The sequence below is a fragment of the Halomonas sp. ND22Bw genome (assembly GCF_003011945.1).
In the GTDB taxonomy this organism is placed as follows: Bacteria; Pseudomonadota; Gammaproteobacteria; order Pseudomonadales; family Halomonadaceae; genus Halomonas; species Halomonas halophila.
This window is the reverse complement of the sequence record NZ_PXWD01000008.1, coordinates 186,003-196,780: the sequence shown is the minus strand read 5'-3', so window position 1 is coordinate 196,780 and position 10,778 is coordinate 186,003. Positions and strand designations below refer to the sequence as shown.

The 10,778-nt window shown below is 58.1% G+C and carries 9 protein-coding genes and 1 pseudogene; 5 read left to right on the top strand and 5 right to left on the bottom strand.

Going from position 1 to position 10,778, the window contains the following annotated elements; translation table 11 throughout:
- A pseudogene (locus CVH10_RS12145) lies at window positions 1-308 on the top strand (hypothetical protein); the annotation flags it as partial.
- A gap of 15 nt (window positions 309-323) precedes the next feature.
- Here the strand turns inward: CVH10_RS12145 and tpiA are convergent.
- Window positions 324-1,184: a triose-phosphate isomerase gene (tpiA, locus tag CVH10_RS12140; RefSeq protein WP_369335793.1), complete on the bottom strand. Its 861-nt coding sequence runs from the start codon at window positions 1,182-1,184 to the stop codon at window positions 324-326.
- Window positions 1,185-2,234 carry a LacI family DNA-binding transcriptional regulator gene (locus tag CVH10_RS12135; RefSeq protein WP_181244401.1) on the bottom strand — a complete coding sequence of 350 codons (1,050 nt, stop codon included), beginning with the start codon at window positions 2,232-2,234 and terminating at the stop codon, window positions 1,185-1,187.
- A 74-nt stretch (window positions 2,235-2,308) separates the two neighbouring features.
- Here CVH10_RS12135 and iolE point away from each other — a divergent pair, with 74 nt between their 5' ends.
- The 4 genes from iolE to CVH10_RS12115 are packed head-to-tail and all read left to right on the top strand — an operon-like array spanning window position 2,309 to window position 6,636.
- Window positions 2,309-3,226, top strand: a complete 918-nt coding sequence (gene iolE, locus CVH10_RS12130; RefSeq protein ID WP_181244400.1) for a myo-inosose-2 dehydratase — start codon at window positions 2,309-2,311, stop codon at window positions 3,224-3,226.
- Window positions 3,227-3,251: 25 nt separating this feature from the next.
- Window positions 3,252-4,415, top strand: coding sequence for a Gfo/Idh/MocA family protein (locus tag CVH10_RS12125; protein ID WP_106488814.1), 1,164 nt, complete (start codon window positions 3,252-3,254; stop codon window positions 4,413-4,415).
- A gap of 41 nt (window positions 4,416-4,456) precedes the next feature.
- Window positions 4,457-5,608 carry a Gfo/Idh/MocA family protein gene (locus CVH10_RS12120; protein ID WP_106488813.1) on the top strand — a complete coding sequence of 384 codons (1,152 nt, stop codon included), beginning with the start codon at window positions 4,457-4,459 and terminating at the stop codon, window positions 5,606-5,608.
- 35 nt (window positions 5,609-5,643) lie between these two features.
- Window positions 5,644-6,636, top strand: coding sequence for a Gfo/Idh/MocA family oxidoreductase (locus CVH10_RS12115; protein ID WP_046077745.1), 993 nt, complete (start codon window positions 5,644-5,646; stop codon window positions 6,634-6,636).
- 201 nt (window positions 6,637-6,837) lie between these two features.
- On the opposite strand, the gene CVH10_RS12110 is transcribed toward CVH10_RS12115, so the two are convergent.
- The 3 genes from CVH10_RS12110 to CVH10_RS12100 form a co-directional block, all read right to left on the bottom strand.
- Window positions 6,838-8,103: a Xaa-Pro peptidase family protein gene (locus tag CVH10_RS12110; RefSeq protein ID WP_106488812.1), complete on the bottom strand. Its 1,266-nt coding sequence runs from the start codon at window positions 8,101-8,103 to the stop codon at window positions 6,838-6,840.
- A gap of 3 nt (window positions 8,104-8,106) precedes the next feature.
- Complete coding sequence (locus CVH10_RS12105) at window positions 8,107-8,988, bottom strand: hypothetical protein (RefSeq protein ID WP_369335792.1); 882 nt, start codon at window positions 8,986-8,988, stop codon at window positions 8,107-8,109.
- A gap of 213 nt (window positions 8,989-9,201) precedes the next feature.
- On the bottom strand, window positions 9,202-10,773 hold the full coding sequence (locus CVH10_RS12100) for a BCCT family transporter (RefSeq protein ID WP_106488810.1): 1,572 nt from the start codon (window positions 10,771-10,773) through the stop codon (window positions 9,202-9,204).
- Between the last annotated feature and the right edge of the window lie 5 nt (window positions 10,774-10,778).

Sequence of the window (10,778 nt, the reverse complement as noted above, 5' to 3'; positions counted from 1 at the left end):
CCATGGCCACACGCCTCGCCGTCATCACCGGCGACATCATCGACTCGCGCCGCCTCGAGGAGGGCCAGCGCCTTCATCAGGTGCTCGAGACGACCCTGACGGACCTCGCCGAGCGCCACGAGGGCGACTATCAGCGCTATCGCGGCGACGGCTTCCAGCTCGCCATCGCCCGGGCCGAGGCGGCCCTGGATACGGCCGTAGCGCTGCGCGATGTCGATAGCCTAGATGACATCATAGAGCAAGCGCTTGAGCGTATTGATAGGGACTCATGTAAGGTCAGAACAATCGATCAAGACGCTTCCTTGTAGCGCCAAATGAATACATCAAATAGCAGCGGCAAGACAAATCTGGGCAAAGGCATTGGCATTCAAAGAAGCCCCTCCAATCAAACCACCATCAACATCTGACTGGGCAAAAAGTTCAGACGCGTTGTCAACTTTGACGCTGCCGCCGTAGAGTAGAGAAAGATCATTCGCAATATCTGGAGATTGTTCGGCGAGTATGCCACGAATATAGGCATGTACGGCCTGAGCTTGCGCGGGCGTCGCAGTCTCGCCAGTGCCGATGGCCCACACCGGCTCATATGCGATAGCGCTTCCCTCAAAAACCTCGATACCCAAGGTGTTGATCACCGCTCGCAGCTGTCTTGCCACGACTGATTCGGTCTCACCTTGATGTCGCTCTTCCAACGTTTCGCCCACACATAGGATAGGCATGAGTCCATTGGCTTTCGCGGTCTCGAACTTTGCCGTTACCACAGCATCAGATTCACCATACAAGCTTCGACGCTCCGAGTGGCCAATCAATACACATTGACACCCAAGATCAGTCAACATCTCGGCACAGACTTCTCCAGTATGCGGACCGGCCTCATGCGCGTTTAGGGTCTGGGCGCCAAGAGAAATATTTGTCCCCTGCAAACGCTTTCCCACCTGCTCCAAGTAAGGCAACGGCGGACAAATCGCGACTCCCACCTCCAAGGTATTAAGGCTATCAAAATAGGGGATCAATGCCTCCAACAAGGCCTCATTATTCTGGCGACTACCGTTCATCTTCCAGTTGCCAACCACCATTGTTTTTCTCATCAAAAACTCCAATTTTATGATCTTCCCAATAGCCGGCAGGGCCGGCAAATCAACATTGTAATATCGTGATGCATTTAAAAATTCGCAAAAAAGATCCACTCACACGCTTTCGGGCGTAAATATATCGATCGGCAGGATCACTCGCCTAGGCAATGTATCGAGCTGAGGCGCCATCAACGACTCCACCATGGCCGATACCGCCCTCTCGGCCAACTCGCGACGCGGCATCGACAGCAACATGTCCAAAGTGCCATCTACCAATGCTGCCCGGGTCGTGGCGGTCAGGTCATGACCGACCACAAGCAGATCCTGGCGGGATCGCTCTCGCAGCGTCTCGACCACGCCCTCGATGCCGCCGCCCGCCACGTAGAGGCCACGCAGCTCGGGCTCGGCCTCCAGCAGCTCACGAGTCGCGCGAGCGGCTTGATCGGGATCTTCCTGGCTGAAGATCGGCTCCACCACGCGGAACGCCGGGGCTTTCTCGCGGAAGTAGCCACGAAAGCCTATCTCGTAGAGCTCCTGGCAGACGTAGCGATGGCTGCCGGTGATGATCCCCACCGCGCCCGGACGCGTCATGCGACTCATGGCCCAGGCCGCACTGCGCCCCATCTTGCGTCCGTCCTGGCCCACGAAGCCCGCGCTGAGGGCGTCAACGGACAGTTCGGAGAGCAGCGCAAAGACCGGCACGCCCTGCCGGTGCAGGCCGGCAACGGCCTGGGCCACCTCGGGATGATCGGTGGCCACCACCCCGATCGCCTCGACCTGCCGCCCCAGGCGCACCAGCGCGGAAGCGACCTGATCCGGATCCAGGGTATCGCAGTAGTCGATGGTGACCGTCACCCGCGTTCCGTGATAGCGCCGGGCGGCCTCTATCAAGGATTCGGCGAGGACTCTATAGACCGGCGAGGTCCGCTTCTGCAGCAGGAAACCCAGACGCCGCACAGTCGCCGGGCCGACACCGGATAGCTCACCACCTTCTTCACTACTTCTCTCATAACCCAATGATTTAGCAGCTCTCAATACCTTGTCGGCGGTTGCCTTCCGGACCCTTGCCCGACCGCTGAAGACCCGATCGACGGTGGCCACACCGACACCGGCTGCCCTGGCAACATCGACCATCGTAGGGGTCGACGATGGCTTGTCATACATGGATATTCGCTCGCACATGATGATTTCTATCAATCTATCACAGATCTATCAAAAAACAACCGCGAGATCCCGACATGGCCACCAACACTGCAGAGCTACTGATGCCCCAAGACCTGAGGCTCGGCATCAACCCGCTGGGCTGGACCAACGACGTCATCGAGGAGTTCGGCGACCAGACTCCGGTGGAGACCTTCCTGCGCGAAGCCGCCGAGTGTGGCTATCAAGGGGTCGAGATGGGGCGCAAGTTTCCCCGCGAGGCCGCCGTACTGAAGCCGCTGCTCGCGGAGTATGACCTGGCCCTTGCCAGCGGCTGGTACTCCGGTTTCGTCGCCGAACGCGACGCCGAGGCCGAGCTCGACGCCGTCGCCGACCACGCCGAACTGCTCGCCGCCTGCGGCGCCCAAGTGATGGTCTACGGCGAGTGCGGTCGCATGCCAGGCACGGCACCGCTGGACGCACCGCTGTCCCGCACCCCGGCCCTGGGCGAGGCCGACTGGCCGGCCTACGGCGAACGCCTGACGCGCTTCGCCGAGGGGCTGCGTCAGCGTCACGGCCTTGAGCTCGCCTATCACGCCCACCTGATGATGCTCGTCGAGAACGAGCGCGAGGTCGATGCCCTGATGGCCCATACCGGCGAGGCGGTGGGCCTGCTGTTCGACAGCGGCCATATCGTCGCCGGCGGCGGCAAACCGGCGGCCCTGCTCCAGCGCCACGGCTCGCGCATCAATCACCTGCACCTCAAGGACATCCGCCACGACGTCATGACCGAGGTTCGCCGGGACGACCGCAGTTTCAACCGCGGCGTACGCGACGGCATGTTCACCGTCCCCGGCGACGGCTATCTGGACTTCGCCCCGCTGCTCGACTTCGCCACCTCGACCGACTATCGGGGCTGGCTGGTCGTCGAGGCCGAGCAGGACCCGACCCTGGCGCCGCCCCGCGAGATGGCGACCCGGGCCCACGACCACCTCGCCACCCTACTGTCCCGTTAACACCGAGCCACCAGGAGACAACGACATGCCCCGCACCCTCAATATCGGGCTGATCGGCAGCGGTTTCATGGGCCAGGCCCATGCCGATGCCTACCATCGCGCCCGGATGCTCTACCGCGACCTGCCGCTGGCGCCGCGGCTCTACGCCATCGCCGACCAGGGCGACGAGGTGGCCGAGGCCGCCCGCTCACGCCTGGGCTTCGAGAAGGCCTACGGCGACTGGCGGACCCTGGTGGCCGATCCCGAGGTGGATGTCGTCGACATCACTTCCCCCAACGCCCTGCACCACGAGATGGCCATGACCGCCATCGAGCACGGCAAGCACGTCTACTGCGAGAAACCGCTGGCCATGGACGACGACCAGGCCCGCGAGATGCAGGAAGCGGCCGAGCGCGCCGGGGTGAAGACCATGGTGGCCTTTAACAACATCAAGACGCCGGCGGCGCTGCTGGCCAAGCAGCTGATCGAGGCCGGCGAGATCGGCCGCCCGATCCGCTTTCGCGGCACCTTCGACCAGGGCTTCTTCAACGACCCCGAGCTGCCCTGGTCCTGGCGCTGCTCCCGGGAAGGCGCCGGCACCGGGGCGCTGGGCGACCTCGGCGCCCACGTGATCAGCGTGGCCCAGTTCCTGATGGGCGATATCGACGAGGTGAACTGTCAGGCCCAGACCCAGATCACCGAGCGCCCGGTGCCCTCCAGCGATGCCGGCTATGCCAGCCGGGTCGAGGCCGACGCCGAACGGCGCCGAGTGGAGAACGACGATCAGACCCAGTCGCTGGTCAAGTTCGCCTCCGGGGCCGCCGGGGTGATCGAGAGCTCGCGCGTCGCCGCCGGCCGGGTATTCGGCGTCTATTGGGAGGTCTCGGGCACCGAGGGAACCCTGTACATGGACGGTGAACGCTTCAACGAGCTGCAGGTATTCCGCTTCAACGATGACAAGCGCGACCGTGGCTTCAAGACGCTGCTGGCCGGCTCTCAGGTGCCGCAGTACGGCGGCTTCTTCGGCTTCGACTTCGGCGGCGGCGGTCTGGGCTTCTTCGACATCAAGGTCATCGAGATCCACGACCTGATCCGGGGCATCGCCGAGCGGGACGACTGCTATCCCAACTTCGCCTTCGGCCGCGCCAACCAGCGCATCATCACCGCCATGGACGAGTCCGCCTATAGCGGCCAGTGGGTGCGCGTCTGATATCGACCAGGCGCCACCGGCGCCATGTAAAGGAGCCAAGCATGAGCAACGACAGGATTCGTATCGGCATGGTGGGCGGCGGGCCCGGCGCCGGCATCGCCAAGGCCCACCGCATGGGCATGCGCCTGGACAACCGCTACGCGCTGGTGGCCGGCACCTTCTCGCGATCGCCGGAGAAGTCTCGGCAGGCCGCCACCGAGCTCGGCGTCGCCGAGGACCGGGTCTACCAGGACTACGCGCAGATGGCGCGCGAGGAGGCCGCCCGCGAGGACGGCATCGAGGTGGTGGCCATCGTCACCCCCAACGACAGCCATTATCCGGTGGCCAGGGCCTTCCTCGAGGCCGGCATCCACGTGGTCTGCGACAAGCCGATGACCGGTGACCTGGATCAGGCTCGGGCACTGCACGAGCTGGCCACCGCCAGCGGGCGGGTATTCACCCTGACCCACAACTACAGCGCCTACGCCATGGTGCGTGAGGCCGCCCGGCTGATCCGCGACGGCGTCCTCGGCGAGCCGCGTATCGTGATGGTCGAGCATGCCTCGGGCTGGGCGGCCGACGCAGTGGAGCTCGCCCCCGACAACAAGCAGGCCGCCTGGCGCCTCGACCCGGCGCAGTCGGGGGAAGCCAGCCTGGTGTTCGACCTGGGCACCCATGCCCATCAGCTGCTGCGCTTCGTCAGCGGCCTCGAGGTCACCGAGGTCTCGGCGGAGATGCAGACCTGCGTACCGGAACGCCGCGTCTTCGACGACGCCCAGGTCCAGGTCCGCCTGTGCAACGGCGCCCGCGGCACCCTCTGGGCCAGCATGGCCGCCACCGGCCATGAGCATGGCCTGCGCATTCGCGTATTCGGGAGCAAGGCCTCGCTGGAGTGGCAACAGATGGACCCGCACTACCTGACGATCAATCACCCCGGCGGCCGCCGCGAGATGCTGGTCCAGGGCCACGACGGACAGAGCGAGGCCCAGGCGCGTCTGACCCGGGTCGGGCTCGGCCATCCTGAGGGCTTCATCGAGTCCTTCGCCAACCTCTACGGCGACGTGGCCGAGGCCATCGACCGCCATCGCGAGTCCGGCCAGACACGCTTCGACGACCTGCCGCTACCGACCAGCCACGACGGCCTGCTGGGCATTCGCTTCGTCCAGGCCGTCGGCGACTCCCATCGACAGCAGGGTCGCTGGACCCACGTCTGATGCCTCATCATCCCATTCCAGGAAAGGCCTAGCCCATGAAACGCTTTGCCCTGATCGGTGCCGGCTTCATCGGCACCGTCCACGCCCGCCACCTGGCCGATCATCCCCGCATCGACTTCGCCCTGGTGGCCGACGCCGACCCGGCGCGCGCCGTCGAGGTGGCCGAGCGCTTCGGCGCCCGCTCCGCCAGCGTCGATGAGGTGTTCGCCTCGGACGTCGACGCCGTGGTGATCGCTTCCTCCACGGATACCCATGCCGACTACGTCGAACGCGCCGCCGCGGCCGGCAAGGCCATCTTCTGCGAGAAGCCCATCCACCTCGACACCCGATGCGCCGAGGCGGCGGTGGACGCCGTTCGCCGCGCCGGGGTACCCATGATGATGAGCTTCACCCGACGCTTCGATGCCAGCCATGACGCCTTGCGCCAGGCCGTCGCCGCCGGCGAGCTGGGCAGTACCGAGCTGGTGCAGATGACCTGTCGCTCCCAGGATACGCCGCCACTGTCCTACCTCGAGGTCTCCGGCGGCCAGATGCGCGACCAGGCCATCCACTTCTTCGACCTCCTGTGCTGGCTGACCGACGACGTACCGGTGGAGGTCCAGGCCATGGGGGCTGCCTTGAGCGACCCTCGCATCGCCAAGATCGGCGACGTGGATACCTCAGTGGTCACGCTGCGCATGGGCTCCGGCGCCCTCGCCCAGCTCGACTGCACCCGTCGAACCGGCTATGGCTACGACGAGCGCCTCGAGGTATTCGGCGCCGAGGGCATGGCCGAATCCCGGCGCCAGCCCCATCGCCATCTGTCGCTGTTCAAGGGCGACCGCCAGCAGGACGACGGCCTGCATGCCGGCTGGTTCGAGCGCATCGCACCAACCTTCCAGACCGCGCTGGACACCTTCGTTCGAGTCCTGCACGACGAAACGAGTGACTATCCCGACCACGAGGCCGCACTGCGCGCCCAGCGCATCGCCGATGCCGCGACCCGCTCGCTGGAGACCCGGGCGCCGGTGAGGCTCGACTGGCGCTAACCAACACTGGCCTGATGAACACAGTCGGGGGCGTAGAACGCCCCCACCAAGGGCGCAACATGAAGTGGATGACGTCCTATGCCGCGTTCAAGAAAGGGTTCCCCAAGTCAGCGAAGAAGGAGCCTAGAAAACGGCGTAAGCACTGTGTGATTTTAGAAATCCCAAGCAGCATGCGTCAGGTGGTAACCATTACTTTACAGCCTATGCGAGAAGCACGTTGCTATAGCCATAAGTTGACAACCGACGTATGCCCGTTTCAGTTACAAGCACCTGCTCTTCGAGCTTGACGCCTTCTTTTCCGTCACGATGACCAACGTAGGATTCCACACACAGCGTCATGCCAGGCTGAATGACACCGTCATAGCCAACCGTTTCCCAATCCATATTATGAGAAATGATTGGCCATTCACCTGTCATACCACAGCCGTGCACCACCGCCAAATAACGATTCTCCTGATATCCATCAGGAATTTTCCAAGCATTTTCTGAATACTCGCGGAACGACATCCCTGGCTTCATGAGCTCGATATTCGTCTCAATCTCATCTTGAGAAAGTTTATATAGCTCTTTTTGTTTATCTGTCGGCTCTAGGCCTCCTCCTGAAAAAAAGGTTCGGGAAAAGTCAGTGTAGTATCCATATACTCCGACGGCATCAGTATCAAAAGCAATCAGTTCGCCAGGAGCCAGCTTTTTACTTGAAGTCTCTTGAAACCACGGATTGGTTCTATCACCGGAGCTAAGCAAACGCGTTTCCAAGTACTCCCCACCGGTTTCAATAACCTTTTGCTGGAATATTGACCATAAAGCATTTTCCGTAATCCCGGGAACGATCGCCTCCTCCATAGTGGCCATCGCTTGCTCGGTAAGCTCGACAGACTTGGCGATCAAGGTTAGTTCATCGATACTCTTTATAGACTTGGCGATTTCAATCGGCCGAGAAGCATCCGAAAGCTCATACCCTTGTTCAATAAGGGCACTGATTACTTCGGTGGGCGCGCCTTCGATGCCAATGCGTTTTCCCTTTGAAGCAGAACGCTCTAGGATGTCGGATAGCTCGCCTAGAAAAGACTCGACATGCCTGCCCGAGTGATGACCACTATGAAGTGGCATGATGGGACTCGCGCCATAGATTTCATCAAGCGTGGGCATACCCTCGGCCAAGTGGCGGCAAGACCGGTACTCAAACAGCGCAACCGGGCCATCAGCGGGCACGATAAGGTATCTAGCCGGATTACGCTGTGAATAAACCTGCATGTTACGAACACCACAAGCATAGCGAATATTAATCGGGTCGAATAAAACCACTGCATTCAGCTCATGCAAGTGCAACTGTTCGCGCAATCGGTGGAGTCGATACAAAGCCACCCGATTTTCCAGCTCCTTATTAATCACATTTTTTTTAAAATCGTAAGTTCCATAGCGAAACTCATCAGATCGGTGTGCTACTTTCTTATCAACACTGGTCATTATTCACCCCACCAATTCATCGTTGCGACGATCTTTTTCGGCGTCAATATGAGCTTGCGTGACACGCCCATAAACATCCTTGGTACGCTTCACACGGCCAATCATGCCAGGTTCCTTGGCGTAACCAAGCAGGGTGCACAGGCGCTGTCCTTTTGCAGGAGCGACTCGATGCATAGAGTAGCGACCTTTGAAGAGTTGAAGATCACCAGTGTTCAACGTTAGCGACTTGACTTTCCTATGGTCACCATCCAGAACTTCCTTCACCTCCTCGAAGTTTTCGTTTCCAGGGGTGCGAATGTTAGGGCAATACTCGAAGTCACCTCCCTGCTCGGGGCGACGAGTCATCAGGCTTACGATGAACTCATTGGTATCGAAATGCCAAGGCAGCGTTGTATTTTCTGGCATCACATTGATGACCAGGCCTGCTATTGGATCCGCATATTCGTAGATTTTATTTTCTTCCAAACAATCAGCGATGAACGTCTGAAAGATCTTGTTCCTGTAAAGCCGTTGCACCAACGATTCTTCACCGATCAGATCCTTTGCTACGAAGCCATTACTGAAGGACTGAAAACGTCGCACAGGATGATCTTCAGGATAAGATGCATCATCTTCCGTAGCGTAAGGATTGACTTGGTTACTATGGTAGTGAGCCTGAGGTGCTAATGCTTCACTCTCTATTCTTAATTGCTCTACCTTGTCGCTTCGAATAAATTTAGCAAAATGTGCACAACCATCCTCAGCGAGCTGGGTACGGATGCGTGCTACACATTCTCGGTATGCAGTCGAATCCGGTTCATGAAGCGGGTAAGAGTCTAAATTAATGAGTTCGCTCAAGGTGTCGACATCTCGTGCTTGATCAACGACAACGTCTTTATGACTCACGATGCTTTCTCCATCCTGTCAAATTCAAGGAATGCCCAGCATATAGCCAGCTGAGGCGTTAAAAAAATGAAAAGTTCGTCGAAAAGAAAATGGAGCTTTTATACCATCAAAATTCCATCAGCTTTGTGCACCATACTCAATAATCACGCTTTATCAGGCTGGCACATCACATCACTTATCATGAGTGCCAGCCCCACACTACATTGTTTGATTTTAGTGATTGGCGACTTCCTGTGCGCCGATGGAATTTTTAGCCCCTGAGAACTTTAAACTCCCATCTCGCCCATTGTAAGCAAGAGCCATCCTGATGAGCGAAGAGGCACAAAAACATACTATGACCATTCCTAAGAAACCGCCGATCGTAGAAATCATCTTGAGGCCATCAAGACCACCTGTACTCGTCAGAGTAAGTGCGATGACTGCGATCACGCCGCCCCATAGCAACTTAATGTAATAAGGAGACGAGTTGACTTCACTTTTCAAGCTGCTAGTAGCACAGATCCCCGAAATTGCATCAATAGCGGAGTCAGCAGCAGTTATATAGGAGATAACTGCAATGACCATAAACACAGCCATTACAACAGTACTACCGGGAAGCTGCTCCAACATTACCCAAATGACATCCCCGGGGCCATCCTGGGTCAATGTCTGACTAAGCAATTGAGTCGCCATTTCGACATTGATTGAGAACCCACCAAATACTGAGCACCAAGCTATGACAAAAACGGATGGAACAACAAAGTTAAAAATCAGAAACTCACGAACTGTATAGCCACGTGAAATTTTCCCTAAGAACATTGCAGTGATCGGTGCCCAGGCGAACCAGTTAGCCCAAAAGAATAGCGTCCAGTCGCGTGCCCAACTATCTTCTACTACTGTTCCAGTGTTCAGACTTTCTGAAACAAAGTTGGATAAATAGTGGCCAAGCGCATCTACGCCAGAATTGGCAATATAGGAGCTCGGCCCAATAGCCAATATAAAAAATGCTAGACACATCAACGCGCGAGCATTCCAGCTGGAAAGGAACGTGATACCTTTCAATAACCCGGAGGCAGCCGAGATGGCAGATGCAGCCATGACCAGTACGCAGAGCATCCCAACCATAGTCGGTGAAACCTCAACACTAAACAGGCGTTGGATGCCGCCACCGAGCATCATGGCTCCTGTTCCCAAAGAGGCTACCATCCCCGCCACCAATGCAATCAATGCAATCGAATCGATAGCCTGACGCACGGTAGACGTCATCTTTATCGGAAGTGCGGCATTCATTGCTGATGAAATACTGAAAGGCATCTTCAGGTTGTAGTGAGCAATAGCAAAAATCAGAGCCGGAATTGCATATATAGCATAAGTAGTGAAAGACCAGTGCATGAATAGAGATGAAAGGCCGAATAACGCGCTATCTTTCGACATGGCTTCGATGCTAGTTGATGACGGCGGTGTTAGTATAAAAAATATAGGCTCTGCTGCAGCAAAGAACAGCAAACCGATGGCAATGGAACTACATAGTGTTATTGAACACCATTTCCAGCGCGTCAGTAGTGGCGTGGCTGAATCGCCGCCGATACGTAGTTTTGCCAGTGGCGAAAAAAACAACAAGAATGCCAGGATGACAAGCACGAATGCCGACAAAGCATAAAGCCATCCAAAGTTAGACATAAGCCACTCATGAATATTCTGCGTAACGCTTAACAGCAAGTCGTCACTTATAAGCGCCAGAACTGTGAATGACCCAAGAACTAGAAGAGAAGGGTAGAAGGTGTATGAGCGCAGGGAAGCTTTCACTGTTT

Bases quoted from the DNA above. Each gene is read 5' to 3' on its own strand.
- CVH10_RS12135 (WP_181244401.1), bottom strand. From the start codon at position 2,234: ATGTATGACAAGCCATCGTCGACCCCTACGATGGTCGATGTTGCCAGG.
- iolE (WP_181244400.1), top strand. From the start codon at position 2,309: ATGGCCACCAACACTGCAGAGCTACTGATGCCCCAAGACCTGAGGCTC.
- CVH10_RS12125 (WP_106488814.1), top strand. From the start codon at position 3,252: ATGCCCCGCACCCTCAATATCGGGCTGATCGGCAGCGGTTTCATGGGC.
- CVH10_RS12120 (WP_106488813.1), top strand. From the start codon at position 4,457: ATGAGCAACGACAGGATTCGTATCGGCATGGTGGGCGGCGGGCCCGGC.
- CVH10_RS12115 (WP_046077745.1), top strand. From the start codon at position 5,644: ATGAAACGCTTTGCCCTGATCGGTGCCGGCTTCATCGGCACCGTCCAC.
- CVH10_RS12110 (WP_106488812.1), bottom strand. From the start codon at position 8,103: ATGACCAGTGTTGATAAGAAAGTAGCACACCGATCTGATGAGTTTCGC.